22 protein-coding genes and 1 pseudogene are annotated in these 26214 nt (G+C 70.5%); 9 read left to right on the top strand and 14 right to left on the bottom strand.

The genetic code is table 11. The annotated features are described in order from the left end of the window. Positions 1-38: 38 nt before the first annotated feature. The gene (locus OG623_RS33660) at positions 39-1175 is read left to right on the top strand and encodes an aminoglycoside phosphotransferase family protein (protein ID WP_406151393.1); all 1137 of its coding nucleotides are present in this window, start codon (positions 39-41) and stop codon (positions 1173-1175) included. Positions 1176-1327: 152 nt separating this feature from the next. Here OG623_RS33660 and OG623_RS33655 read toward each other — a convergent pair whose 3' ends face one another. Beyond that, positions 1328-2659 (bottom strand): N-acetylmuramoyl-L-alanine amidase, encoded by a 1332-nt coding sequence (locus OG623_RS33655; RefSeq protein WP_406151392.1) that lies wholly within the window; start codon positions 2657-2659, stop codon positions 1328-1330. Positions 2660-2896: 237 nt separating this feature from the next. Here OG623_RS33655 and OG623_RS33650 point away from each other — a divergent pair, with 237 nt between their 5' ends. Next, on the top strand, positions 2897-5158 hold the full coding sequence (locus OG623_RS33650) for a germacradienol/geosmin synthase (RefSeq protein ID WP_406151391.1): 2262 nt from the start codon (positions 2897-2899) through the stop codon (positions 5156-5158). Here OG623_RS33650 and OG623_RS33645 read toward each other — a convergent pair. Both OG623_RS33645 and OG623_RS33640 read right to left on the bottom strand, forming a co-directional pair. After that, positions 5097-5597, bottom strand: coding sequence for a hypothetical protein (locus tag OG623_RS33645; RefSeq protein ID WP_362893470.1), 501 nt, complete (start codon positions 5595-5597; stop codon positions 5097-5099). The two genes, OG623_RS33650 and OG623_RS33645, sit on opposite strands and share 62 nt — an antisense overlap. A 47-nt stretch (positions 5598-5644) precedes the next feature. Beyond that, a complete protein-coding gene (locus OG623_RS33640) occupies positions 5645-6046 on the bottom strand; it encodes an ACT domain-containing protein (RefSeq protein WP_406151390.1) in 402 nt (133 codons plus the stop codon). A gap of 134 nt (positions 6047-6180) precedes the next feature. Between OG623_RS33640 and OG623_RS33635 the strand changes: the two genes are divergently transcribed. Beyond that, positions 6181-7251: a nitrous oxide reductase family maturation protein NosD gene (locus OG623_RS33635; RefSeq protein WP_406151389.1), complete on the top strand. Its 1071-nt coding sequence runs from the start codon at positions 6181-6183 to the stop codon at positions 7249-7251. Positions 7252-7303: 52 nt separating this feature from the next. After that, entirely contained in the window at positions 7304-8389 is a 1086-nt protein-coding gene (locus tag OG623_RS33630) for a methyltransferase (protein ID WP_406151388.1), read from the top strand. 73 nt (positions 8390-8462) lie between these two features. Here OG623_RS33630 and OG623_RS33625 read toward each other — a convergent pair whose 3' ends face one another. The 7 genes from OG623_RS33625 to OG623_RS33595 form a co-directional block, all read right to left on the bottom strand. Beyond that, positions 8463-8795, bottom strand: a complete 333-nt coding sequence (locus OG623_RS33625) for a TcmI family type II polyketide cyclase (RefSeq protein WP_406151387.1) — start codon at positions 8793-8795, stop codon at positions 8463-8465. 19 nt (positions 8796-8814) lie between these two features. Beyond that, a complete protein-coding gene (locus OG623_RS33620) occupies positions 8815-9294 on the bottom strand; it encodes an SRPBCC family protein (protein WP_406151386.1) in 480 nt (159 codons plus the stop codon). A 1-nt stretch (position 9295) separates the two neighbouring features. Further along, entirely contained in the window at positions 9296-9553 is a 258-nt protein-coding gene (locus OG623_RS33615) for an acyl carrier protein (RefSeq protein ID WP_406151385.1), read from the bottom strand. A gap of 16 nt (positions 9554-9569) precedes the next feature. Then, entirely contained in the window at positions 9570-10829 is a 1260-nt protein-coding gene (locus tag OG623_RS33610) for a ketosynthase chain-length factor (RefSeq protein WP_406151384.1), read from the bottom strand. Further along, positions 10826-12094 carry a beta-ketoacyl-[acyl-carrier-protein] synthase family protein gene (locus OG623_RS33605; RefSeq protein WP_406151383.1) on the bottom strand — a complete coding sequence of 423 codons (1269 nt, stop codon included), beginning with the start codon at positions 12092-12094 and terminating at the stop codon, positions 10826-10828. The genes OG623_RS33610 and OG623_RS33605 overlap by 4 nt, the downstream gene beginning before the upstream one ends. Then, the gene (locus OG623_RS33600; protein ID WP_406151382.1) at positions 12091-12534 is read right to left on the bottom strand and encodes a cupin domain-containing protein; all 444 of its coding nucleotides are present in this window, start codon (positions 12532-12534) and stop codon (positions 12091-12093) included. The genes OG623_RS33605 and OG623_RS33600 overlap by 4 nt, the downstream gene beginning before the upstream one ends. Positions 12535-12603: 69 nt before the next feature. After that, positions 12604-13725 (bottom strand): SchA/CurD-like domain-containing protein, encoded by a 1122-nt coding sequence (locus tag OG623_RS33595; RefSeq protein ID WP_406151381.1) that lies wholly within the window; start codon positions 13723-13725, stop codon positions 12604-12606. Between the two features lie 272 nt (positions 13726-13997). On the opposite strand from OG623_RS33595, the gene OG623_RS33590 reads away from it, so the two are divergent. Continuing rightward, positions 13998-15632 carry an FAD-dependent oxidoreductase gene (locus OG623_RS33590; protein ID WP_406151380.1) on the top strand — a complete coding sequence of 545 codons (1635 nt, stop codon included), beginning with the start codon at positions 13998-14000 and terminating at the stop codon, positions 15630-15632. Between the two features lie 38 nt (positions 15633-15670). On the opposite strand, the gene OG623_RS33585 is transcribed toward OG623_RS33590, so the two are convergent. Continuing rightward, positions 15671-17191: an alpha/beta fold hydrolase gene (locus tag OG623_RS33585; RefSeq protein WP_406151379.1), complete on the bottom strand. Its 1521-nt coding sequence runs from the start codon at positions 17189-17191 to the stop codon at positions 15671-15673. A 56-nt stretch (positions 17192-17247) separates the two neighbouring features. Continuing rightward, positions 17248-17823 (bottom strand): TetR/AcrR family transcriptional regulator, encoded by a 576-nt coding sequence (locus tag OG623_RS33580; RefSeq protein WP_406151378.1) that lies wholly within the window; start codon positions 17821-17823, stop codon positions 17248-17250. 108 nt (positions 17824-17931) lie between these two features. On the opposite strand from OG623_RS33580, the gene OG623_RS33575 reads away from it, so the two are divergent. Next, positions 17932-18399, top strand: coding sequence for a DUF1348 family protein (locus tag OG623_RS33575; RefSeq protein ID WP_406151377.1), 468 nt, complete (start codon positions 17932-17934; stop codon positions 18397-18399). A gap of 114 nt (positions 18400-18513) precedes the next feature. Next, positions 18514-19803, top strand: a complete 1290-nt coding sequence (gene paaK, locus OG623_RS33570; RefSeq protein WP_406151376.1) for a phenylacetate--CoA ligase PaaK — start codon at positions 18514-18516, stop codon at positions 19801-19803. 66 nt (positions 19804-19869) lie between these two features. On the opposite strand, the gene OG623_RS33565 is transcribed toward paaK, so the two are convergent. Beyond that, positions 19870-21375: an acyl-CoA synthetase gene (locus OG623_RS33565; RefSeq protein WP_406151375.1), complete on the bottom strand. Its 1506-nt coding sequence runs from the start codon at positions 21373-21375 to the stop codon at positions 19870-19872. Between the two features lie 109 nt (positions 21376-21484). On the opposite strand from OG623_RS33565, the pseudogene OG623_RS33560 reads away from it, so the two are divergent. Both OG623_RS33560 and OG623_RS33555 read left to right on the top strand, forming a co-directional pair. Then, positions 21485-22678 (top strand): annotated as a pseudogene (locus tag OG623_RS33560) (serine hydrolase domain-containing protein); the annotation flags it as partial. 341 nt (positions 22679-23019) lie between these two features. Further along, entirely contained in the window at positions 23020-24423 is a 1404-nt protein-coding gene (locus OG623_RS33555) for an endo-1,4-beta-xylanase (RefSeq protein WP_406151374.1), read from the top strand. Positions 24424-24625: 202 nt separating this feature from the next. Here the strand turns inward: OG623_RS33555 and OG623_RS33550 are convergent, their stop codons facing one another. Further along, entirely contained in the window at positions 24626-26200 is a 1575-nt protein-coding gene (locus OG623_RS33550; RefSeq protein ID WP_406151373.1) for a phytoene desaturase family protein, read from the bottom strand. Between the last annotated feature and the right edge of the window lie 14 nt (positions 26201-26214).

Genomic DNA, 26214 nt, shown 5'->3' with positions numbered 1-26214 from the left:
ACGCAACTTGTCGGCGCACGAAGGGATCTGTCTCGCCCATGTACACAGCATCGTCCTCCGTGTCCGCCCCTCCCCGGCCGCTTCGTCCGACGGGGGCGGGCGGCGGGCCGTATCTCGCCCCCCGCGCCGCCGCACCGGCACCCGGTGCGGTCCGGGCCCGGCGGGCGACGGGGCCGGGCTCCCAACCGCTCAGCGGCCGACTGGACCTGTCGGGTCCTCAGGGCGCACAGCTGCGGATGGCCATCGCGTCCGTGCACCGCATCTGTCCGGAGTTCAGCCCCGTGCAGGTGCTGCGCCGCAGCGGACGTTCCGTGCTCATCGTGGGCACGACAGGACGCACGACCGCGGTGGCCAAGTGTTTACTCGATCACTCCCCCGCCTGGACGGAGCGGTTCCGGCACGAAATAGCGGCATACCGCGCCTTCGTCAGGCACCGCCCACCGGTCCGGGCCCCGCGGCTCATCGCCGCCGACCCGGAGAACTGCACCCTGGTGATCGAGCGGATGCCCGGCAGGGTCGCGGCGCTGACGAGGCATCCCGCGGAGGCACCGCCCCGTGCGGATCTGCGCGCGGTGCTCGGCGCGGTCAGCCGGATCAATGCCTGGAGGCCACCGGCCGGCCTGTTCGACGCGCCCCTGGACTACGCCTCGCGCATCGCCCGCTATCACGAGCTCGGTCTCTTCACCGATCGCGATCTGGGGGATCTGCAGAAGCTGTTGCACGGCCTGGCACACGCGGGCGGCCGACAGGGCATGGGCCAGTTCTGCCATGGTGATGCCCTCCTGTCGAACATCCTGCTGCCGCCCACCGGCCCCGTACTGGTCGACTGGGAGCACGCCGGCTGGTATCTGCCGGGGTACGACCTCGCGACGCTCTGGGCGGTCCTCGGTGACGCACCCGCGTCCCGGCGTCAGATCAGCCAGCTGGCACAGTCGGCCGGCGCCGCTGCCCGTGACGCCTTCCTGGTCAACCTCATGATCGTGCTGACCCGGGAGATCCGTACGTACGAGACCGCCGTCCAGCGGGCCATGCGCGAAGGCGCACCGGCCGGTGGCGGCCAGCCGCGGCAGGGCGCGCTCTCCTCCGGCGAGGAGCAGCGGCTGCTGCTGCGCAGGCTGCACGACGACTGCGCGATGGCCAGGCGGGCCGTGCGCGCGGCGGTGGGCACACGCTGACCCACAATGACCACGCCGGTCCGACCGGCCTGACGACGGGGGAAGCGCGCTGCGGGACCGGTGCCGACACATGGGTCCCGCAGCGCGCGTCTGTGACGTGCACAGCCGCCTCTCGCACCCGCAGCGCTCACGCCGCGGATCTCAGCAGCTGCTCATGATCCGGCTCGCACCACATCGACGTCGGACGTCTTCACGAAGCCGATCCGATGGCCGATCTGGACCGTCACATACGTCTGGTCCCCTCGGAAGTACGTGTGGTCGTACGGCTTCGAGGAGTCGATCGTCGGTGCGTAGTAGTAGCCGTTGGGTGCCTCGCCGCCGCCGGGGAAGGCCTGCCCGGCCTTGAGCGTGTAGACGAGCGGGCTGCCCACGGTCGGCCGGTCGAAGTCCGTGGGGTACTCCGACTTCTCCGGGTAGGCGACGCCGTACACCGGGACTTCCTCCTTGCCGGCCTTGGGCCGCACGACAAGGCCGGCCGTGGGGGTGACGACCCGGGTTCCCGCGGGGTTGCGGAACCACGCCTTGTCGCCGTACCACCAGATCGCGGTCCAGCCGGGTGCCCGGTCGGCGACGACGGCCTGCTGGGTGGCGCTGATCTTGCTGCCCCAGTCCGCGACGCAGTTCGTCCCGGGCGAGCCGTCCGGGTGCAGTCCCGGGTCGGAGAAGAGCGGCGAGTCCGAGGAGGGTCCGGTGTGCAGCGGCACCGCGCTGCTGGCCTGCCGGGGCAGGTCGACGTCCTTCTCGCAGTCGCGGAAGTCCTGCTGATTTTCCGTGAAGTCCGGGCTGACGGTGACCAGTTCACTGCCGGTGGGCGCGCTCGGCTCGGTGGGCTTGCCGAGCAGCGCCATGAAGTGGTTCCAGTCCCAGTAGGGTCCCGGGTCCCAGTGCATGTTCTGGGTCCCCTCGGCGCTGGTGGGCGGCACCCCGTCGTGGCCGAGGATGTGCTGCCGGTCGAGCGGAATGTCGTACTTCGCCGCGAGGTGGCGCACCAGTCGAGCGGTCGAGCGGTACATCTCGGGGGTGTACCAGGTGGCGCCCTCGGTCGCGACGCCCTCCTGCTCGATGCCGATGGAGTGGGAGTTGACGTACCAGTTGCCCGCCTGCCAGGCGACGTCCTTGTTCTTCACCATCTGTGTGACATGGCCGTCGGCCGAGCGCACCACGTAGTGGGCGGACGTCTGGTTGGTGGGGTCCTGGAAGATCTTCAGGGTGCTGTCGAAGTCTTCCTCGGTGTCGTGCAGGACGATGAACTTGATGGCGTTGGTGTCGGGCCGGTTCGCCGTGTCGTAGTTTCCGTAGGTGTCCTTGTCCGCGGGGTCACCGGTCTGCTGGTAGGCCGCGGGGACCCAGTCGCACTCCAGTCCGCGCGGGCATTCCGGTCGTACGGCGTCCGCGCCTGCCGCGCCGGGGGTCAGGAGCGCCATGCTCAGCGCTCCTGCCGTGGTCAGCGCGAGCGCGAGTCTGATCCTCTGCTGCGACGTCATGACAACCCTTCTTGGGCCGGTGGGCAGAGCGGTTGCGGGGGCGCTCCCCGCGTTCACCGGTCGGCGCACACTCTGTGGCGCGAGGTGTTGGCGAGTCAAGAGTGCAGTGTGCCGCTGTAGATGAGCTTGTGTGACTATTTCGCGCTGTGCGTGCCCCGTATGGCCGAGGGGTAGTGCTGGCGCCGACAGGACCGGTCCGCGTGGAGCGCGCGGAGTTCTCGGAAAGGCCGGACGCACATGGCACAGCCCTTCTCACTGCCGGACTTCTACGTGCCGTACCCGGCGCGTCTCAACCCTCATCTGGAGGCGGCCCGGAGCCACACCCGGGAGTGGGCGCGCGGAATGGGGATGCTGGAGGGTTCCGGTATCTGGGAGGAGAGGGATCTCGAATCCCACGACTACGCGCTGCTCTGCTCCTACACGCACCCGGACTGCTCGGCCGAGGCCTTGTCCCTGGTCACCGACTGGTATGTGTGGGTCTTCTTCTTCGACGACCATTTCCTGGAGCTGTTCAAACGCACACCGGACCGTGAGGGCGGGAAGCGGTATCTGGACCGTCTGCCGGCCTTCATGCCGATGGAGCGGGGTGCGGCGACACCGGAGCCGACCAATCCGGTGGAGGCGGGACTGGCCGATCTCTGGGCCAGGACCGTGCCGGCCATGTCCGATGCCTGGCGGGCCCGGTTCGCCGAGTCGACGGAGAATCTTCTCAACGAGTCCTTGTGGGAGCTCTCGAACATCGACGAGGGGCGTATCGCCAACCCCGTCGAGTACATCGAGATGCGCCGCAAGGTGGGCGGCGCACCCTGGTCGGCGGGGCTCGTGGAGTACGCGGCGAACGCGGAGGTCCCTGACGCGGTGGTCGCCTCGCGGCCGCTGCGGGTGCTGCGGGACGCCTTCTCCGACGGTGTGCATCTGCGCAACGACCTGTTCTCCTACCAGCGCGAGGTCGAGGAGGAGGGCGAGAACAGCAACGGCGTACTGGTCCTGGAGAGGTTCCTGGGCTGCTCGACCCAGGAGGCGGCCGAGGCGGTCAACGATCTGCTCACCTCGCGCCTTCAGCAGTTCGAGAACACCGCCCTCACCGAGCTGGGTCCGCTCTGCGCGGAGAAAGGTCTCACCCCCGACGGGACGGCCGCCGTTCTGGCGTACGTCAAGGGGCTTCAGGACTGGCAGTCCGGCGGCCACGAGTGGCACATGCGCTCCAGCCGCTACATGAACGACGGCGGCGCGGACGAGAGCGTTCCCGGTTTCGGGATGGCCGCGGCCTCGTTGCGGCTGACCCCCCGCTCGGAGTCGTTCCGGCTGCGCAGCCATACGCATGTTCCGTATCAGCACGTCGGCCCGTCGCTGCTGCCGGACTTCGACATGCCGTTCAGCACGACGCTGAGCCCGCATCTGGACGGGGCACGCGTGCGGATCGTGGACTGGTCGCGCCGGATGGGGCTGCTGGAGGCTCAGCCGGGCGTGCCGGGTTCGCACATCTGGGACGAGGAGCGGCTCATCGCGACCGATCTGCCGCTCTGCGCCGCGGGGCTGCACCCGGACGCGACCCCGGACGAGCTCGATCTGTCCTCGGGGTGGCTGACCTGGGGGACGTACGGCGATGACTGGTTCCCCGTGGTGCACGGCCGGACGCGGGATCTGGCGGGGGCCCGGCTGGCCAACGAGCGGCTGTCCCTGTTCATGCCGCTGGACGGATCGTCCACGCCCGAGCCGGTCAACGCGCTGGAGCGCGGGCTCGGCGACCTGTGGCGGCGGACGGCGGGGCCGATGGGGGACGACGCGCGCCGCAGCTTCCGCGAGTCGGTGGAGTCGATGACGGCGAGCTGGCTCTGGGAGCTGGCGAACCAGGCGCAGAACCGGATTCCCGATCCGGTGGACTACATGGAGATGCGCAGGGCGACGTTCGGCTCGGATCTCACGATGAGTCTGTGCCGGCTGGGTCACGGCAGGAAGGTTCCGGACGCCGTGTACCGCAGTGGTCCGCTGCGCTCCCTGGAGAACGCTGCGGCGGACTACGCGTGCCTGCTGAACGACGTGTTCTCGTACCAGAAGGAGATCGAGTACGAGGGTGAGGTGCACAACGGGGTCCTGGTCGTCCAGAACTTCTTCGGGGTCGACTATCCGACGGGGGTGGCGATCGTGGACGACCTGATGAATTCCCGGATGCGCCAGTTCCAGCATGTCGCGGAGCGGGAACTGCCTGTTCTCTACGACGACTTCGACCTGGACACCGAGGCGAGGGAGACACTGGCCGGCTATGTGCTGGAACTCCAGCACTGGATGGCGGGGATCCTGATCTGGCACCGGGACTGCCGGCGCTACCGCGAGGAGGATCTGCGCCGGGGCACCGGAACCCCGTGGTACATCAGTGGGCCCACGGGGATCGGGACGTCGGCGGCCCGGGTGCCGCGTCCGGTGTCGCAGGGACGTTTCAGCCCTGTTGGAACAGTTCTGCCGGAAGTGGCTTCAGCAGGGCGTACAGATCGTCGGTGATCGGCCGGTCCCAGCTGGCGATGGTGACGAGCACGCCGTCGCTCCGGTCGAACTGGACGCAGGAGATCCGGCTCTCGGAGAGCTTGATCCGGCGCACGACCAGCAGGCTGTCACCCTGCATGACGGGCATGTCCTCGGTGCCGGTCACCTCGACCGGCTCGTCGTTCTCGAGGGCGAGGAGGAGCTGGGCCACCTCGAAGGGGACCTGGCCCTCCTCGGTCTCGCGCGCCGGTGAGCCCTCCGGCAGATTACCGATGATCATCGCGGGTCCGCGTCCGCCGAACAGGTCGTAGCGCAGGAACACGCCTTGACAGCTCCCGTCGGGCGCGGGCAGCAGACCGGCGCCGAGGTTGCCGGGCCAGTCCCCCGGGTCCATGGCCAGGACGTCGAAGTCCGGGCCCGCGGGTGTGGCGGCGCTACGGCGGCGGAGGAAGGACATGGGCGCCATGGTACGTGTCCCGGCTCACGTGATGGAGCCGGGCACTCCTATCCGGACTCGGCGGCCAGTGCTTCGAGCGCCCGGATCGCCTCGTCCGCACGGGTGTACGGCACGAAGAGATGATCGTGGTGGTATCCGGCGACCACGTTGCAGCTGATCCCCGCGTCCGTGAGGGCCAGGGAGACCGCGGCGGTCAGTCCGACGGCGTCCAGCGCCGAATGCACCCGGAGTGTGATCCAGCCGGCGACGAAGTCGTGGGCGAGTCCTTCCTCCACGGCCTGCTCCTCGGGGACGACGAGCGTGAGTCCTTCCCGCTCGCGGACGGTGACCACGGGCGTGACCCCGGTGGGCACCTCACCGCCGGGCAGCGTCGCGTAGACGTAGCGGCCGGGCCTCAGCTCCGGTCGCATGCTGTGCAGCAGTGTGCGTAGATCGCGCTCGCCCGTCATGGGGACACGCTACGGCCGCGGATGGCGTGGTGCGGGCGCGGTAAGCCATTCAGGCACGCCATGTGTCCATACGCTCACCTTGCGTGGCACCCGCGGTGGATCGCCCATAGCTTCGGCTCATGAGGAAAAGACACATGAAATGCCTGGCGGGTATCACCGTCGCCACAGCCTCGGCACTGGGTCTCGCGGCCGTTCCCACCGCCGCTGCGGGTCCCGGTGATCATGTGGTGCGCCCGGGTGATTCCATCCAGAGCGCGGTGGACGCCGCACAGCCCGGCGACACCGTCGTCATCCTGCCCGGTACGTACCGCGAGAGCGTCCTGGTCACCAAGCCGGGACTGACCCTGCTCGGCACCGGCGAGCGTACGGTCATCACCCCCGCGGCCGCGGACGGTACCAAGGCCGCCAACGCCTGTGCCACCGGCGGGAACGGGATCTGCGTCATCGGGACCAAGGGCCACACCGTCGACGATGTCAGCATCCGCTCGCTGACCGTCTCCGGCTTCGACGAGAGCGGCATCTGGGCGTCGTGGACGGACGGGCTCAGTGTCCGGAAGGTGGACGCACGGTCCAACGGCACCTGGGGCATCGCGCAGGAGCGGTCGACCCGTGGTGACTTCCGGCAGAACAGCGCCACCGGAAACGGCGACGCGGGGATCTTCGTCGCCAACTCCGTCACCGAGGAGGGCGGGGCCACCGACACCGGAGGGACGGCCGTACTGGACAACTCGGTGAGCGGGAACCGCATCGGCGTCACGGCCCGCCGGGTGCGCAACCTGCGTATCGACGGCAACACGCTGACCGGCAACTGCAGCGGGGTCTTCGTCGTGGGTGACGAGTCCAAGCCCGCCGCAGGCGCGATGACGATCAGCGGCAACCGCATCACCGGGAACAACAAGTTCTGTGCGGCGACCCCGCGCCTGCCCGCGCTCCAGGGATCCGGAATCGTCCTCACCGGCAGCGAGGCCACCGTCGTACGGTCCAACGTCATCCGGGACAACGTCGGCTCGACCCCGCTCTCGGGCGGCGTCCTGCTGTTCAAGAGCTTCGTGGGCGCGCTGAACACCGACAACACCATCAGCCACAACCTCGTGCAGGGCAACAAGCCGGCCGACCTTGCCGACGGCGACGCCTCGGGCACCGGCAACACCTTCGTCAGCAACACGTGCGGGACGTCCGTCCCGGCCGGCATGTGCGCCGGATGACGGCTCGCACCCGTACGACGGCTCACCCCCGTACAAGGAGAAACGAGACGGTATGACCACCGTGAGTCCCACCCCCGAGACCACCCCTGTCGCGGCCGCTGCCACAGCGGCGAAGGTTTCCGTCACCCGTACCCCGCCGCCGTCCATGCGGCTGCGGGAGCTCGCGTTCGGGGCCGCCTGCGCGGCGGCCGTGCGCGCGGCGGCGCGGCTGCGGGTGCCCGACGCGCTGGGCGAGACGCCGGCATCGGCCGCCGAACTCGCCCGGGTCGTGGACGCCGAGGAGGTACCTCTGCGGCGTCTGCTGCGCGCGCTGTGCTGCTACGGGATCTTCGAGGAGACGGCGGACGGGGAGTTCGTCCACACCGAGATGTCCCGGCTGCTGCGCGAGGACGACCCGAACAGTCTGCGCTACATCTCCCTGTGGTGCACCGAGCCCTGGACCTGGGATGTCTGGCCCCGGCTCGACGACGCGGTGCGCTCCGGCGCGAGCGTCTTCCCCGAGACCTTCGGCAAGGGCTTCTTCGACTATCTCCACGAGGACGCGGGTGACTCCGCCCAGGTGTTCAACCGGGCGATGACCACATCGAGCGTGCAGTCCGCACAGGATGTCGCCGACCGGCTGGATCTCACCGGGGTGTCGTCGGTCGCCGACATCGGCGGCGGCCAGGGGCATGTGCTCGCGAGTCTGCTGGAGAAGCACCCCTCGGTCCGTGGCACGCTCCTGGACCTGCCGGGTGTCGTGGCACGTGCGGACCCCAGGCTGCGGGAGAGCGGCGCGCTCGCGGAGCGTGTACGGATCGTGCCCGGTGACTGCCGTGAGGACATCCCGGTCGAGGCCGATATGTACATCATCAAGAACATCCTCGAATGGGACGACGGGAGCACCCGCAGGACCCTGCGCAACGTGGTCGCCGCGGCCCGGCCCGGCGCGCGGGTGGTGATCATCGAGAATCTCGTGGACGACTCCCCGTCGATGCGGTTCACCACCGCCATGGACCTGCTGCTCCTGCTCAACGTCGGGGGTGCCAAGCACACCCGGGAGAGCCTGCTCGGCCGGCTGTCCGACGCGGGGCTGCGAGTGGGCGAGGTCCACCCCGTCAACGCGTATCTGCACGCGTTCGAGTGCGTCGTGCCGTAGGGCGCGGCCGCACGCACAGGGACCGCCCCGGGTCCGGCACTCAGGTGCCGGACCCGGGGCGGTCGTCGGTGTGTCAGGCGGCGCCGTCGCTCTGCCACCGGTAGAACTGCTGCGCCATCGCGTCCTTCGGACCGCGCCAGGTCTGCGGGTCGTACGGGCTCACGAAGGCGGTGAGCCGGTCGCTGATGGCCTTGAACTCCTGGTGCTCCGTCACCTTGGCGATCTCCGGGCCCGGGGGCCGCTCGGACTCGATCAGGTGCAGATACACGTCGCCGAACTGGAACAGGGTGCGCCTGTTGACTCCGACGAGGTGCGGGAGGTCGGTGTTGTCGGAGGCCTCGAACAGCTTCGCGATGTCCGGCGCGGACTCGGGGGCCATCCGGGCGACGATCAGTGCGTGGTGCATCCGGCTGCCTTTCGGGGCATCAGTTGGCGGGGACCGAGGCGGAGCGGCGTTCCCGGTCGCGCTGCTCGATCTTGTCGCGGATGAGCTCCATCTGGACGCGCGAGTTGCGGTTGATGTTGTCCGTCATCCACGCGTCGTCGACCGGCGCGTCGGGGCGCATCGCGAAGTCCTGGCGCCAGAGCATGCGTGTGCCGCCCGGGACCTCCGAGTACTCCCATTGGATGTCCATGTGCTGGAACGGGCCGGGCTCGACACGCCGGGCGCGTACGTTGCGTCCCTGGCGGTCCGTGGTGCGCTCGGAGACCCAGCTCCAGACCTTGCCGTTGTCGTCGGGCTTCATCGTGAGGCGGAAGGTCGTCTTCTGGCCCTCCCGCTCGATCACCTCGACGGCCGCGTACTCGCTGAACAGCTGCGGCCAGTTCTCCAGATCGTTCGTCATGTCCCAGACGAGGTCCAGAGGGGCGGCGATGGTGATGTCGTTCTCGGTGTGTCCTGACACGTCAGACTCCTGTCACTGGGGTGTTGTTCACGAGGTCGAGGAACTCGCCGGGCGTTCTGCACCGGTCGGCGTCGGCCGGCAGCGGGCGGCCGTACCGGTTCTCGAGCGCGGCCACGATGCCGAGCAGCCCGAGCGAGTCCAGGCCGTACTCGTCGAAGGCCGAGCCGGGTCGGCCGGCCATCTCCGACGGGTCGACCGTGAGGCCGGCGCCGTTCTTCATGAGCACGGCCAGCTCTTCGTACGTCAGTCGATCGGTCATGAGGGACTGCTCCTTCTCACACGGGGGTGTCGGTGGGGCGCCGCAGCACCAGGGCCGCGTTCGAACCCATGAGTCCTCGGCTCAGCACGAGCGCCGTACGCAGTTCCGCGGGGCGCGCACGCCCGGTGACCACGTCCAGGTCGTGGCACACCTCGAAGACGTTGGGCGTCGGCGGCACGAGGCCGTGCTCCATGGCGAGCACCGCAGCGGAGGTGTCGAGCACGGGCGCGCCGCAGTACGCGCGGCCGGTCCCGGTCTTGGGCGCGGTCACCGGGACCCGGCGTCCGTGCGCACCGAGGGCGTCGGCGATGGCCAGGGCCTCGGCCCGGTCGGCCGACGGCACGCCCAGTGCGTCGGCGAACACGACGTCGATGTCCTCGGGCGCGCATTCGGCTTCGCGCAGCGCCCCTTCGATCGCCCGTGCCAGGCCGGCGCGGGACTCTTCCCAGCGGGCCGCACCGGTGAAGGTGGCCGCGTGGCCGGCGAGTTCGGCGCGTACCTTCGCACCGCGGTCGCGGGCCGCCGTCTCCTCCTCGACCACCAGCATCGCGCCGCCCTCGGCGGGCACGAAACCACATGCGTCCGAGGTGAACGGCCGGTAGGCGCGGGTGGGTTCCTCGCAGAGGCTGAGGTCCTCGTAGCCCAGCTGGCAGACCACGGAGTACGGCGCGAGCGGTGCCTCGGCGGCGCCGACCACGACGGCGTCCGTGCCGCGCCGGATGGAGCGTGCGGCGTGCATGAGCGCGTCCAGACCGCCGGCCTCGTCGCTGGCGACGACGGCGCACGGCCCCTTGAAGCCGCCGCGGATCGAGATCTGGCCCGTGCTGGCCGCGTAGAACCAGGCGATGGACTGGTACGGACCGACGAAGCGGGAGCCCTCGCCCCAGAGCCGCTGGAGTTCACGCTGGCCGAACTCACCGCCGCCGGATCCGGCGGCGGTGACGACGCCCACCTTGAACGGCGTGCCCTCGTAGTCCGCGCGGCCGAGCCGTGCGTCGTCGAGGGCGAGGTCGGCGGCGGCCATGGCGTAGTGCGTGAACCGGTCGGTCTGGACGAGGAAGCGTTCCTCGATGAACGCGACCGGGTCGAAGTCCCTGACCTCGCCCGCGACGCGGAGCGGGAGGTTCTCGCAGCCCTCGCGGGTCACCTCGTCGAGGACGCTGACCCCTTCCTGGGTCTGCTTCCAGAAGGCACCGGCGCCGGTCCCGTTGGGGGCGACGACACCGATCCCCGTGATGACGGTCCTGCGGTGTGCCGGGGTTGCCGGGGCGTTCATGGGGTCCTCCCGCCTGATCTGGTCAGGGCGACGGCGGACTGGAATCCGCCGAAGCCGCTGCCGACCGAGAGCACGCTGCGCAGCTTGAGTGGCCGTGCGGTGCGGGGTACGTAGTCGAGATCGCACTCGGGGTCCGCGGTCTCGTAGTTGGCCGTCGGCGGCACCGTCTGGTGCTGGAGTGCGAGGACGCACGCGGCGATCTCGATCGCTCCGATGGCGCCGAGCGAGTGCCCGACCATCGACTTGATCGAGCTCATCGGCACCTTGTACGCGTGCGCGCCGAGGGCCTTCTTCACCGCTGCCGTCTCGTGCCGGTCGTTCTGCTTGGTGCCCGAGCCGTGCGCGTTGACGTAGTCGACCTGCGATCCGTCGAGCCGGGCGTGGGCGAGGGCGGTGTTGATGGCCTCGGCCATCTCCAGGCCCTCGGTGGTCAGCCCGGTCATGTGGTAGGCGTTGCCGAACGTGGCGTAGCCGGATATCTCGCAGTAGACGGTCGCGCCTCGGGCGCGGGCGTGCTCCAGCTCCTCGAGGACGAGGACGGCGCCGCCCTCGCCCATGACGAATCCGTCGCGGCGGGCGTCGAACGGCCTGGAGGCGTGCTCCGGGTCGTCGTTGTTCGCCGATGTCGCCTTGATCGCGTCGAAGCAGGCCACCGTGATGGGGGTGATCGGCGTGTCGGACGCGCCGGCCACGCAGATGTCGACGCGGCCCTCCTCGACGGAGTGGAAGGCGTACCCGATCGCGTCGAGGCCCGAGGTGCAGCCCGTCGAGACCGTCTGCACGGGACCGTGCGCGCCGACCTCCTCGGCGACCGCGGAGGCGAGGGTGCTGGGCGCGAATGCCCGTTCGAGGTGGGCGCCCGCCGGCCGGTGGTCGACGTCCCAGCGCGCACCGCTGCCGCTGACGGCGACGTAGTCGTGCTCCAGGCGTGTGGTGCCACCGACCGCGGTTCCGAGGGAGACCCCGACGCGCCAGGGGTCCTCCCGTTCGAGATCGAGTCCGGCGTCTCCGAGCGCCTCCCTGGCCGCCACCAGCGCGAACTGGACGTACCGGTCCGAGCGGGCGATCAGGTCCGCGTCCAGGCCGTGGGCGACGGGGTCGAAGTCGCACTCGGCCGCGATGCGTGAGCGGAACTCCGCCGGGTCGAACAGGGTGATGCCACGGGTCGCGGTACGGCCGTTGGCGAGCAGGTCCCAGAACGCCGGGGCCCCGATGCCACCGGGGGCGACGACGCCGACCCCGGTGACGGCCACCCTCCGGGTCATGAGGCGGCCCCCGTTCGTTCCGGCGGGGCGTAGCCGTCACTGGGGTCCGCGGTTTCGGTGACCTCGGTGTCCACGTGTCCGAGTTCGGGCCGGGGGGCGAGCGGGCCGAGGTGGAAGACCATGCGTGCTTCGCCGTCGCCCACGTTGCGGAAGCGGTGCCGGACGTGGGGCGGGATCAGCAGGCCCTGGTCGGGCCGCATCGGGTGCGACTCGCCGTCCAGGTCCACTTCGAGGAGCCCTTCCACGACGTACACGAACTCCTCGGAGTACGGGTGGTAGTGCTCGCCGATGCGGTCGCCGGGGGCGACGATGGCCAGCCCCATGAAGCCGCTGGTGGCGCCCACCGCCGTGGGGGTGAGCATGGCGCGCAGGTCACCTCCGCGCCTGCGGTTGGGCTGAGTCTCGCTGAGGTCCACGATGCGAGGCCGGTGGGTGGTCATGGCTGTTCTCCTCCAGGCACGTTGTGCGGTGGGACGGCAGCACGGAGAGGCCCCGCTGCCGGAGACGCATCAGGACTCGGCGGCCCGACGGTCGGTGATCAGGTTCATCTCGGCCTGCGCGAGGAACCGCGCGGCCTCCTGGTCGTTCGTCGGGATGCCGTTCGCACCGCCGTCGAGCAGTCGGCCGAGCATGGCCGCCTTGCGGTGGCCTCCGATGCCGAGTGCCTGCTCGGGCTGTGCGCCGAGCGGACCGCTCACCTCGAGGAGCCTCACCACGATGTCGTCACGCTGGAAGATCGTGCTGCTCTCGATCGGGCTCGACGTGTCGTTCGCCGCTTCCTCGTCCTCACCGGCCAGCAGCCGGGCCAGCGCCATGCCGCAGCCTTCCTTGGCCTGGTAGAGCAGCGAGTGCCGCTGGACGTCACCGGCGGCGTGCCGGCCGGCCGTCACATGGTGGACGGTCGGGAGCGCGGCCCTGGTGAAGAACATCCGGGCGGAGTCCGGGTCGCTGAGGTCGCGGTCCTGCTCCAGATACGGGTTGATGGCCTCCTCGACGGCCCTGACCTCGGGCTGGCGGGAGACATGGCGCAGAGCCGCCATGAGGTCGCCCTCGATCTCGACGGCGCGCACGACACGGTTTCCGTGCATGAAGAGCGAGGTGCGGCGCAGCCGGGTGTTCTCGTCGACGCGGGACTGCGGGGAGTCGTAGTCGGCGAGGAGCTTCGCGACCATCTCCTCCGTGCCGGGCTTCACCGTGAAGGTGAGGGCGTGACGCACGATGCCGTCACCGAGCCGGGGGGCTGCCTGGAGGCTGCCCCTGGCGGCCTCGGGGGTGGTGCTCTCGAACCCGGTCCCGGTCTCCCTCAGCACGCTGAAGCGCAGGGAGCGCGTGTCGCGTACACAGCTGTGCAGCGGCTGCACCATCGCCACGTGCTCCTCGCTGTTCACCCAGGCGAGGAAGGGCGGTGCACTCTCCCACTCGCTGGTGATGAGCCACTGCGAGGGGTTCTCGATGGACTGGCAGAGCTGGTCGCTGATGTGTCCGGGGGTCGACGCGACCTGGTTGCGCATGTGCTCGTACGCCTCGAGGAACTGGTTCTGGGCGCCGTCGTGCAGGTCCAGCAGCAGTATGACCCGGAGCCTCGAACCGTCGAAGGCGGACTGAGATATCCGTTCCGAGAGGGTTGTCATCTTTCGCTCTCCTTCGAGACGGTGCGGCGGCCACGTCCCGTGGCCTCTCGTCATCCGTCGGTTTCGGTGGAAGCGGCGCAGGTCCCTGACCGCCGGCGTGTGAAGTCCACCCCCGCGTCGCGGGCATCACTCCCGCGACTGATCGTGGAACGCGGGTGGCGACGGCGCGAGATTTATGAACCGTTCAGGTGAGGCGCCGCCCGAAGCCCGGCCGAAGGCCTCCCGCGAGGGCATGGACACTGCATCCGTCCGCGTCCGAGCTGGAGCAACTGATGAACGAGAACGTCGACCTCCGCGTACCGGTCCTCATCGTGGGCGGCTCCCTGGTGGGCCTGTCCACCTCCCTCTTCCTGAGCCGGCTCGGCGTCCGCCACCTGCTGGTGGAGAAGCACGCCGGCACCTCGACCCACCCACGTGGACGCGGGAACAACGTCCGCACCATGGAGTTGTTCAGGACCGCGGGGGCCGAGCAGCTGATCCGGGACGCCGCGTCCGTGCTGGCGGACAATCATGGAATCCTCCAGGCCGGGTCGCTCACCGGCGACGACCAGGAGTGGCTGTTCAAGGAGATCGACCCGGGCGGCGGGATCGCCAGGTTCAGCCCGAGCGGCTGGTGCCTGTGCAGCCAGAACGACCTGGAACCCGTGCTCGTGTCCCATGCCCGGGCACAGGGCGGTGAACTGCGGTTCTCCACCGAGCTCCTGACCTTCGAACAGGACGCGGACGGGGTCACAGCGGTGGTCAAGGACCGGGAGACCGGGGAGCACACCACGGTGCGCGCGGACTATCTCGTGGCGGCCGACGGACCCCGCAGTCCGGTCCGGGAGCAGCTGGGCATCGGCCAGACGGGGCCGGGCGACCTCTTCCACAATGTGAGCGTCACGTTCCGCTCCCGGCGGCTCGCCTCCGTGGTGGGCGACCGGCGCTTCATCGTCTGCTATCTGACCGCCCCGGACGCGGACGGTGCGCTGCTGCCCGTGGACAACGAGGAGCAGTGGGTGTTCCACGCGCCGTGGCAGCCCGACCGGGGCGAGACGCTGGAGGACTTCACCGACGAGCGGTGCGTGGATCACATCCGCAGGGCGGTCGGAGCGCCGGACCTGGACGTGGAGATCACGGGCAAGGCCCCGTGGCACGCGGCCGAGCGGGTCGCCGAGCGGTACGGCTGCGGCCGGGTCTTCCTGGCGGGTGACTCGGCGCACGAGATGTCCCCCACCGGGGCGTTCGGTTCCAACACCGGTATCCAGGACGCGCACAACCTGGCCTGGAAGCTGGCCGCCGTGATCGACGAGGCGGCGGGCCCCGGCCTGCTCGGGACGTACGAGGCGGAACGGCTGCCGGTGGCGAAGGCCACGAGCGCGCGTGCGTCGGCCCGTTCGGGAGAGCACAGCCACCCGGGTTTCGCCGGTTCACCCGGCCCGACCGGCGGCCGCAAGGGCGGCATGCTCACGGTCGCGCTCGGCTACCGCTATGTGCGGGGCGCCGTCCTGGGTGTCGACCCCGGCCTCCCGGTGGTTCCCGACGGCATGGGCCTCACGGGTGAGCCAGGCACCCGGGCGCCGCACCTGTGGCTCGGCCGGGACGGCGAACGCGTGTCGACGCTCGACCTCTACGAGAAGTCGTTCGTGCTGCTCTCCGACGCCCGGCGTCCGGACTGGCGTGCGGCGGCGGAGCAGGTGGCGAAGCGCCTGTCGGTCCCGCTGGAGGCCTTCGGGATCGGCTCCGCCCCGGGCGCCGACCTGGAGCCTGTGGACGGCGCCGACTGGGCCGCCTCCCACGGGACGTCCCCCGAGGGCGCCGTGCTGGTGCGCCCCGACGGATTCGTGGCCTGGCGTTCCGAGGGCGCGGCGGCCGACCCCGAGGCGACGCTGTACGAGGTCATGGTGACGCTGCTGCACCGCGGCTGACGGCGGCGGTACGGCCGGCGGGGCAGGCGCGGGCCCCGTCAGCCGACGCCGAACGCCCTGAGGGCGTCGAGGAACGCCTGCGGGTTGTCGGCGTGCACGAGGTGGCCGGCGTCGACGGAGACGAACCGCCCTCCTGGTATCTGCTCCGCCATCCAGGCCAGTTGCTCCTGGTCGACATGGCTGCGGGCGCCTCCGACGACCAGTGCGGGGGCGGTGATCTCCCCCAGGTGCTCCCGGGCGGCCGGGTCAGGGGCGTTCAGCTGGGCGTCGATGGACGGCACGACCTGCCAGTCGAAGTCGAGCTCTCCCGGGGGCCGTTCGGCCGGGTTCCTGGGCGGGTCGAGCGGGAGCAGGGTGGGGGCGTCCTCGATGACCAGGGCGCCGACCAGGGCCGGGTGCCGCTCGGCGAGCAACAGGGCCGCGGCGCCGCCCATCGAGTGACCGATCACCGTGGCACCGGAGAGATTGCGGGCCTCCAGGAAGGCGTGCAGGTCGTCACGGAAGAACTCGAAGGAGTACCGGCCGGGCCAGTCGCTGAGGCCGTGGCCCCGGAAATCGAGTGCGTACACCCGGTGGCGGGCCGCGAGGTGTTCGGCCACCTCCGTCCAGTCGAGGCTGCTGCCGCTCCGCCCGTGGGCGAGGATGACGGGCGGGGCCGACGGCTCGCCCCAGGTGCGGTACGCGAGCCGGATGCCGCCCGCCTGCACGCTGCTGACGTCGGGGTCGAGAAAGGCGGCGACGGTGCGGACGAAGGCACCGGGGTCGTCCATCCACGGGAAGTGGGCGGCGCCGCGCTGGACGACGAACTCCGCGTGGGGGAAGAGCGCGGCGAGCTCAGCGGCGCGGTCGGGGCTGGGACCTCCGTCGTACTCCCCCGCGAGGACGAGGACGGGCACCGGCAGCTCCCGCAGTGCGGCGACGGTGGATTCCGTGTCGAGGCCGTCCTCGGGGTAGTAGAGCGATCCGGCCAGGGCATTGCGCTGGGTGGGTGACAGGGCGGCGTGGGCCTGGGCCTCGGCGTCCCAGCGCCCGTAGGTGAAGGGCCGGATCCCCTCCCAGGCCTCGGGGGTCGCACGTCCGGCCTGGATCTCGTCCAGAGCGGCCCTTGCCTCGGCGTACCAGGGCTCGTGGGCGCGCAGCGCGGCGGCGTCGCGTCGGTCCTGGTCGGTGGCGGGGAGGCCCAGGGTGCCGGTCCCGGGTGTGACCAGGGTGAGGGAGCGCAGTCGCCGGGGGTACTTCGCCGCGTAGAGCGCCGCGAGTTCGCCGGAGGCGGAGTGGCCCAGTACATCGGCCTGCTCCAGGCCGAGGTGCGCCCTGAGCGCCTCCACGTCGTCGACGAGCCGGTCCATCCGGTACGTCGCCGGGTCCCGCGGGACGGCGGAGTCCCCTGTGCCCCGTAGATCGAGCAGCACCAGCTGCCGTCGTGCGGACAGACCGCCGAGGTCACCGAAGTAGCGGGCCGCCCGCATCGGGCCGCCCGGCAGGCAGATCAGCGGTTCGCCCTCGCCCACCAGGTGGTAGGCGAGTTCGGTTCCGTCGTACGTACTGAAGATCGGCATGGCAGACATCCAAACAGGCACGGCGGACCGTCGCGGGCGCGTACGCCCACAGCGAATCAGGTGACGGCGGGGTCTGCCAGGAGCCGGGCGGCCGCCCGGCGGGCCTGGTGTGCGGGCTCCGGCGTTCCGGAGAGTGCGGCGGTGACGATCGCCCCTTCGGCGAGCAGTACGTAGGCGGGGGCGGAGTCCTCCGGCTGTCCCGCCGACACGACCAGGCCGGTGACGTAGGCGCGGAAGGCGTCCTTGTGGAGGCGTGCGATGTCCGCGACGGAGGAGTCCGTCGCTCCGATCTCGCCGAAGCTGTTGGTGAAGGCGCAGCCGCGGAAGCCGGGCTCGGAGAACCAGGAGTACAGCCAGTCGAAGACCGCGAGGACGCGTTCCCGCGGCGGCCCGGGCCGGCTGTCCACGTAGGCGGCGAGCTGTGCGCGCCACCGGGTGTCCCGGGCTTCGAGGCAGGCACGGACCAGTGCGGACTTGGAGGGGAAGAGCGCGTACATGCGCTTGAGCGGCACACCGGACGCGGAGCGGATCTCGTCCATGCCGACGGCCTGGATGCCGCGCGCGTAGAAGAGGTCCTCGGCCGCTTGCAGCGCAGCGGACCGGGCAGCGGACCGGGCTCGTTCGGGATCCAACGGGACTCCCCCTTGTCTCCTTGCGTGAGAACGGGCGTTCTCCTACAGTACGGCACCGGGTGAGAACGCACGTTCTCACCCTTTCGGAGGAGTCACCGGAGAGGTCACATGAACACACAACCGCTCGTGCCGCCCTTCACCCAGGAGTCCGCGCTCGCGAAGGTCCGCCGCGCCGAGGACGGCTGGAACACCCGGGACCCGGAGAAGGTCGCGCTCGCCTACACACCGGACTCCCGATGGCGCAATCGCAGCGAGTGGGTGACGGGACGCCAGGAGATCATCGGATTTCTGACACGCAAGTGGGCCCGTGAGCTCGACTACCGTCTCGTCAAGGAGCTGTGGGCGCACGAGGGCAGCCGGATCGCCGTGCGCTTCGCCTACGAGTGGCACGACGACGCCGGCCGCTGGTACCGGTCCTTCGGCAACGAGAACTGGGACTTCGACAACGCCGGACTCATGCGGGTGCGTCACGCGTCGATCAACGACGTCCCGATCGAGGAGCCGGAGCGCCGGTTCCACTGGGCGCCCGGACGGCGGCCCGACGACCACCCGGGGCTCACGGAGCTGGGCTTCTGACAGGAGTTGTCCACAGGCCAGGCACCCCCCTTGCCAGAACCCCTCACCTCCTGAATTACTGCTCCAAGGAGGCGAACGAATGGTCGGTCGCCGGTCGGCGAGGAGATGATCCGTATGACCGCGCTGCTTGACGCCGGTGAGCGGCTCGGCCGCGACGAGCTCGAAGCCCTGCAGCTGGAGCGGCTGCGGGCCACGCTGCGGCACGCCTATGACAACGTCGGCTTCTACCGCGGGGCCTTCGACAAGGCGGGGCTGCTGCCCGAGGACTGCCGTTCGCTCGCCGATCTCTCCCGCTTTCCGTTCACCGTCAAGGCCGATCTGCGCGACAACTACCCGTTCGGGATGTTCGCCGTGCCCGAGGACCGGGTGCGGCGGCTCCACGCCTCCAGCGGCACGACCGGGCGGCCCACGGTGGCCGGGTACACCGAGCGCGACCTGGACACCTGGGCGGATGTCGTCGCCAGGTCGATCAGGGCGGCGGGCGGGCGACCGGGCCACAAGGCCCATGTGGCCTACGGATACGGCCTGTTCACGGGGGGCCTGGGCGCGCATTACGGCGCGGAGCGCCTCGGCTGCACCGTCATTCCGGCGTCCGGGGGCATGACCGCGCGCCAGGTGCGGCTGATCCAGGACTTCCGGCCCGAGATCATCATGATCACACCCTCGTACATGCTGACGCTGCTGGACGAGTTCGAGCGTCAGGGGATCGATCCCCGGTCGACGTCGCTGAAGGTGGGAATCTTCGGCGCCGAGCCCTGGACCGAGCGGATGCGCGGCGAGATCGAGGAGCGGTTCGCCATCGACGCCGTCGACATCTACGGACTGTCGGAGGTGATGGGCCCTGGGGTGGCCCAGGAGTGCGTGGAGACCAAGGACGGGCTCCACATATGGGAGGACCACTTCTATCCGGAGGTCGTCGATCCGCTCACCGGGGATGTCCTTCCCGACGGGGAGGAGGGCGAGCTGGTCCTCACCTCGCTCACCAAGGAGGCGATGCCGGTGATCCGCTACCGGACCCGTGATCTGACCCGGCTGCTGCCGGGCACGGCACGCGTCTTCCGCAGGATGGAGAAGGTCACCGGCCGCAGTGACGACATGGTGATCCTGCGCGGGGTGAATCTCTTCCCCACCCAGGTCGAGGAGATCGTGCTGCGGACACCGGGGGTCGCCCCGCACTTCCAGTTGCGGCTGACCCGGCAGGGGCGGATGGACGCGCTGACCGTACGGGCCGAGGCGCGGGCCGGTGCCTCGACGGCCGAGCGTGAGGCGGCCGCCCTGGCCATCGTGGCAGCGGTGAAGGACGAGGTCGGTGTGAGCGTCGGAGCGGAGATCGTCGATCCGGAGACCCTGGAGCGGTCGGTCGGCAAGATCAAGCGGATCGTCGATCTGAGGGAGGCCGACTGAGGCCGGCCGGCCTGGGGGCCGAGGGAGGCCGGCTGGGCGGACCGCGGTGGCTCGCAGTGGCGCCCTTCAGGATGCGGCGAACCGGTCGCGAAGCTCCCGCTTGAGGATCTTGCCGCTGGCGTTGCGTGGGAGTTCCTCGACGAACAGGACGCTCTTCGGCGCCTTGAAGTGGGCGAGCTGCTCACGGGCGTGCTCGATGAGGTCGGCTTCCGAGGCCTCGCCTCGGAGCACGACGATCGCGGTGACCGCCTCGATCCAGCGTGCGTCGGGCAGTCCCACGACGGCCGCCTCGGCCACCGCGGGATGGGTGTAGAGGGCGTCCTCCACCTGCCGGGATGCGACGAGCACGCCTCCCGAGTTGATGACGTCCTTCACCCGGTCGACGACCGTGAAGTAGCCCTCCGGGTCGCGTACGGCGAGGTCGCCCGAGTGGAACCAGCCGTCGCGGAAGGCTTCCGCGCTCTCCTCCGGCTTGTCCCAGTAGCCCTGGCACAGCTGAGGTGAGCGGTAGACCACCTCGCCCGCGGTGCCGTCGGACACCTCCTCGCCGTCCTCGTCGACCACCTTCGCCTCGACGAAGAGCACGGGCCGCCCGCAGGAGTCCATCCGCCCTTCGTGCTCGTCGGGGCCGAGGACGGCGGCCAGCGGGCCGATCTCGCTCTGGCCGAAACAGTTGTAGAACGCCAGCTCGGGCAGCCGCTCACGCAGACGTTCCAGGACCGGCACGGGCATGATCGACGCACCGTAGTAGGCCTTGCGCAGCGCTCCGAGCTCACGGGTGACGAACTCCGGGTGGTTGGCGAGTCCGATCCAGACGGTCGGCGGCGCGAAGATGCTGTCCGCCTGCCCGGCTTCGACCAGATCGAAGATCCGGCCGGGGTCCGGTGAGTCGAGGATGGTGTTCTCGGCGCCCACCGCGAGATACGGCAGCAGGAACACATGCATCTGCGCGGAGTGGTAGAGGGGCAGCGAGTGGACCGGACGGTCGGTGGGGCGCAGGTCGAGGGCGGTGACGGCACTGACGTACTCGTGGACCAGCGCGCCGTGCGTCATCATCGCGCCCTTGGGCTGGGCGGTCGTGCCTGAGGTGTAGAGCAGCTGGACCAGGTCGTCGGCGCCGGGTTCGCGTGCGGGTGCGAAGGGGCGCGGGGTGTCCAGCTCGCCGAGGAGGGAGTCCGGCGCGTCGCGCAGCGGCCGTACGTCGTAACCCGCCGGGATGCGCGGGGCGAGCCCCGGGTCGGTGAGGACGAGTGTGCTGCCGGACTGACGGAGGATGTAGGCCAGGTCCTCGCCGGTGAGATTCTGGTTGACCGGCACATGGACCAGTCCGGCCCTGGCGCAGGCCAGATAGGCGATCAGGTACACGTCCGAGTTGTGGGCGTAGGACGCCACCCGGTCGCCGGGACGCAGCCCGTGCGCGCCGGTCAGCACTGCGGCCGCCGTGCTGACCGCCTCGTCCAGGGCGGCGTAGGTCCAGGACCGCCCGGCGTACCGTACGGCGGTGCGGCCGGGGGTGCGCCGTGCGCTGCGCGTCAGGACGCCGTCCACTGTGCTGCTGCGTACACCTGTCATGGCGTGATCCTGGGTGGCAGGTCGCCGAGGGTCAAGGGTCCGGAAGGTCTGTGTCGTAGCCTCTGGTCCGGCGGGAAGTTTCATCACGGCGCACATCGAAGGGGTCCTGATGACCGGACAGGCGTCGGGGCGGGGCGGACCGACACTGACGCACGGCTCGGCCGCGCGTGCCGGGCTGCTGCCGGACGAGCTCCGCCTGCTGGTGGCCGACGCTGAGAGGTATCTCGCCCCGTCCCCAGCCCACCCCTGGTACGCGGGTGCGGTGCTGCTCGCGGGCCGGGGCGGCACGGTGGCCCTGCACCGGCCGATCGGCCGGGCGGTGCGCTATGCGGCGTACGACGAGGAGACCGGCACCGGGGTAGAGTTTCCGCCGGACCGGCAGATCGCGATGGCCGAGGACACGGTCTTCGACCTGGCCTCGGTGTCCAAGCTGTTCACCTCGGTCCTCGCCGTGCAGCAGATCGAGCGGGGAGCGCTGGGGCTCGAGGCGCCGGTCGCGTCCTGGCTGAGCGAATTCACCGGCGCCGACAAGCAGGACATCACGGTCCGTCAGCTGCTGACGCACACCTCGGGCCTCCGGGCCTGGATCCCGCTCTACGAGGAGCCGACCCGCGAGGGGAAGCTACGCATGATCCGGGACGATGTTCCGGTCTCGGTGCCCGGTACGGCGTATCTCTACTCCGATCTCAATCTGATCGCGTTGCAGCTGATCCTGGAGAGGATCACCGGCAGCACCCAGGACGCCCTGCTCCACGAGCAGATCACCGCCCCGCTCGGGATGCACCGCACCCGGTACAACCCCCCTGCCTCCTGGAGGCCGAAGATCGCGGCCACCGAGGACGCCCGACCGCCCTGGTCGGGGCTGGAGCGCGGTCTTGTCTGGGGCGAGGTCCATGACGAGAACGCGTACAGCCTGGGCGGGGTCGCCGGCCACGCGGGCGTCTTCTCCTGCGCCTGGGACCTGGCCGTGCTGGCCCGCACCCTGCTCAACGGGGGAAGCTACGGCGCGTCCCGCATCCTGTCCGAGGAGTCCGTGGAGCTGCTGTTCACGGACTTCAACACCGCGTTCCCCGGGAACGCCCACGGCCTGGGCTTCGAGCTCTGCCAGCCGTGGTACATGGGCGCGATGGCCGGCCCGCGCACGGCCGGCCACACGGGGTTCACCGGCACCAGCCTGGTCCTGGATCCGGTGACGGACTCCTTCCTGATCGTTCTGGGCAACTCCGTCCATCCGGTGCGCACCTGGCGTTCCGGCAGTGCTCCGCGGGTGGCTGCCGCCGACCGGATGGCGCGAGCGGTGCCCCGCACCCGAGGCTGAGCGGGCACCCCACCCACCCGTCGAAACTTTCGACACACGGCATGCATATATTTCGTCATGCCCCAGCTCGATTACCGCGGACCAGGCGGGACACTTGCGAAGCAGCGTCACACACCCGCCATGTGTGCAGGTCGTGCGGCCAACACCTCCCACGGAGGTACTCGTTGGCTCGGAAACATTTCGGAAATGCAGCGTTGACGCGACTTCCCATGGAGCGCATACTCTCCCTCGCTCCCCCTTGTTCCCGCACCTCGAACGGTCCGAATCCCCCATGCCGGGCGCCCAGTTCGGCCCTCCGGCAACCGGAAGAAGAGGCTGGAAACGTGATGGTCCAGATTCCCCCGGGCGGCGTCCCCGCCCGCCCGCATCGGCCGGCCCGCGGCAGGCGAACGCTCTCCCTCGTCACCGCGGGCGTCCTCGCCGCTGCCGGGGTCGTGGCGCTCGCCGGCAGTGCCCAGGCCGCCGGTGAGCTCGGCGACGCCGCGGCCGCGAGCGGCCGCTACTTCGGCACGGCGGTGGCCGCCAACCACCTGGGCGAGGCGGACTACGCGTCGACGCTGGACGCCCAGTTCGGCTCGGTCACGCCCGAGAACGAGATGAAGTGGGACGCCGTCGAGAGCTCCCGCGACTCGTTCAACTTCTCGGCGGCCGACCAGATCGTCAGCCACGCGCAGGGCCAGGGGATGAAGGTCAGGGGCCACACCCTGGTGTGGCACTCGCAGCTTCCCGGCTGGGTGAACGGTCTGGGCGCCGACGATCTCCGCTCCGTCATGAACAACCACATCACCCAGGTGATGACCCACTTCAAGGGCGAGATCGACTCCTGGGACGTGGTGAACGAGGCGTACGAGGACGGCAGCACCGGGGCCCGGCGCAGTTCGCCGTTCCAGGACACCCTCGGGGACGGGTTCATCGAGGAGGCGTTCCGCACCGCCCGTACGGTCGATGCCGACGCCAAGCTCTGCTACAACGACTACAACACCGACGGTCGGAACGCGAAGAGCGACGCCGTCTACGACATGGTGAAGGACTTCAAGGAGCGCGGCGTCCCGATCGACTGCGTCGGCTTCCAGTCGCACTTCAACAGCAACTCCCCCGTACCGTCGGACTACCAGGCCAACCTCCAGCGCTTCGCCGATCTCGGTGTCGATGTGCAGATCACCGAGCTGGACATCGAAGGCTCCGGATCCGCCCAGGCGCAGAACTACACCCAGGTCGTGGACGCCTGCCTGGCCGTCACGCGGTGCACGGGCCTGACGGTCTGGGGTGTCACCGACAAGTACTCGTGGCGCAGCAGCGGAACCCCGCTGCTCTTCGACGGCGACTACAACAAGAAGCCGGCCTACGACGCCGTGCTCGCCGCACTCGGCGGGTCCGACGGTGGCGGGGACGACGGTGGAGAGGACGGCGGCGGGGACGACGGCGACGCCGGTGCCTGCACGGCGACGTATGTCCGGACCTCGGCATGGAGCGACGGATACAACGGCGAGGTGACGGTCAAGGCCGGCGACTCGGGCATCACCGACTGGGCGGTTCCGGTGACCGTGCCGGCGCCCCAGACGGTCTCCGCCGTCTGGAACGGCACGCCCACCACCTCGGGCGACGTGGTGACGGTCAAACCCGCCTGGAACGGCACCCTTGCGGCCGGAGCCTCGACGACCTTCGGCTTCACCGTCGCGACGCACGGCAGCACATCGGCCCCTGTCGTAGGCGCCTGCACCGGCTCCTGACCGGTCCGCACCCCCTCCCGGCCGGCCGGGAGGGCCTCCGGCCCGCACGGGCCGCGAGGTGGCCCGCAACCACCTCCGTCCCGTCCGGCCGGACGGGACGGGCGTGACGAGCCCGCACTCGCCGCCCTTACCCGAGGCGCTCCGCCCACCGCGTCCCCCGCACCGGACCGGACCGGGCGGAGCGCTGCCGGGTCAGCGCCGGTCAGCGGCCGAGCGCCGCCATGGCCGCGTTGTGGCCCGGCACCCCGCTGACCCCTCCGCCGCGCACCGCGCCCGCCCCGCACAGCAGGACGTTGGCATGGGCGGTCTCGACGCCCCAACGGCCCGTGTCCTGCGTGGCGTACGGGAAGGCGAGGTCCCGGTGGAAGATGTGGCCGCCCGGGAGCCTCAGGTCCCGCTCCAGGTCCAGGGGTGTCTTCGCCTCGATGCACGGCCTGCCGTCGGAGTCGACGGCCAGACAGTCGGCGAGCGGCTCCTCCAGATGGGCGTCGAGCTCCGCGAGGGTGGCCGCGAGCAGCGCCGTACGTGTCGCGTCGTTGTCCGCCGTGAACAGCCGGGCGGGGGTGTGCAGGCCGAACAGCGTGAGGGTCTGGTAGCCACGCGCCCGGAGCCCGGGGCCGAGGATCGACGGGTCGGTCAGCGAGTGGCAGTAGATCTCGGACGGCGGGGCACCTGGCAGGCGTCCGGCCGCCGCCTCGCGGTGCGCGGTCGCCAGTTGCTCGTATCCCTCGGCGATGTGGAAGGTGCCCGCGAACGCGCGGCGCGGATCGACACCGTGGTCACGCAGTCTCGGCAGCCGGGTGAGCAGCATGTTCACCTTCAGCTGGGCTCCCTCGGCCGGTGCGGGCGGCTCATCGCCGAGGAGCATGGCGAGCGCCTGGGGCGAGGCGTTGACCAGGACGCGGCGCGCGCCGACGACGTGCTCCCCGTCGGGTGAACGGACAGTCACATCGGCGTGGGTGCCGTCGGTGTCGATACGGGTCGCCTCATGCCGTACACGGATCTCGGCGCCCGCCGCGCGCGCCGCCCCGGCCAGGGCGTCGGTGAGCGCGCCCATGCCGCCGACCGGGACGTCCCAGTCCCCCGTGGAATTGCCGATCACGTGGTATAGGAAGCAGCGGTTCTGGAGCAGTGACGGGTCGTGCGTGTCGGCGAAGGTGCCGATCAGCGCGTCGGTGAGGACGATGCCGCGTACGAGGTCGTCCGCGAAGTTCTCCTCGACGGCGACGCCGATGGGCTCTTCGAACAGCATGCGCCAGGCGTCGGCGTCGCCCACGCGCGCCCGCAGGTCCGCACGGGCCGGCAGGGGTTCGGTGAGCGTCGGGAAGACCCGCTCGGCGACCCGGCCCGTCATCCCGTAGAAGCGCTGCCAGGCCTCGTACTCACGTCCGTCGCCTGTGAGTGCGGCGAACGACTCCCGGGTGCCGTCACCGCCGACGAGCAGCCCGGTGGGCCGGCCGCCGCGCACCACGGGGGTGTACGAGGACACGGTGCGCTTGCGTACGGCGAAGTCGAGGCCGAGCTCGCGGACGATCTTCCGCGGCAGGAGCGAGACGAGGTAGGAGTAGCGCGAGAGCCGGGCGTCGATCCCTTCGAAGGGGCGCGTCGACACGGCGGCTCCCCCGGTGCCTTCGAGGCGTTCCAGGACGAGCACCGACTGCCCCGCGCGGGCGAGGTAGGCGGCGGCGACCAGACCGTTGTGCCCACCGCCGACGATCACCGCGTCGTAGGCGGCGCGCGCGGGGGTGCCGGGTGAGGGCATCTCGTCTGCGGCCATGCCCCTTCGTAACA

Origin of the sequence: Streptomyces sp. NBC_01012 (genome assembly GCF_045162755.1) — a bacterium.
Taxonomy (GTDB): domain Bacteria; phylum Actinomycetota; class Actinomycetes; order Streptomycetales; family Streptomycetaceae; genus Streptomyces.
The sequence above is the reverse complement of the archived record's forward strand: the minus strand, read 5'-3'. Positions and strand labels throughout refer to the sequence as shown.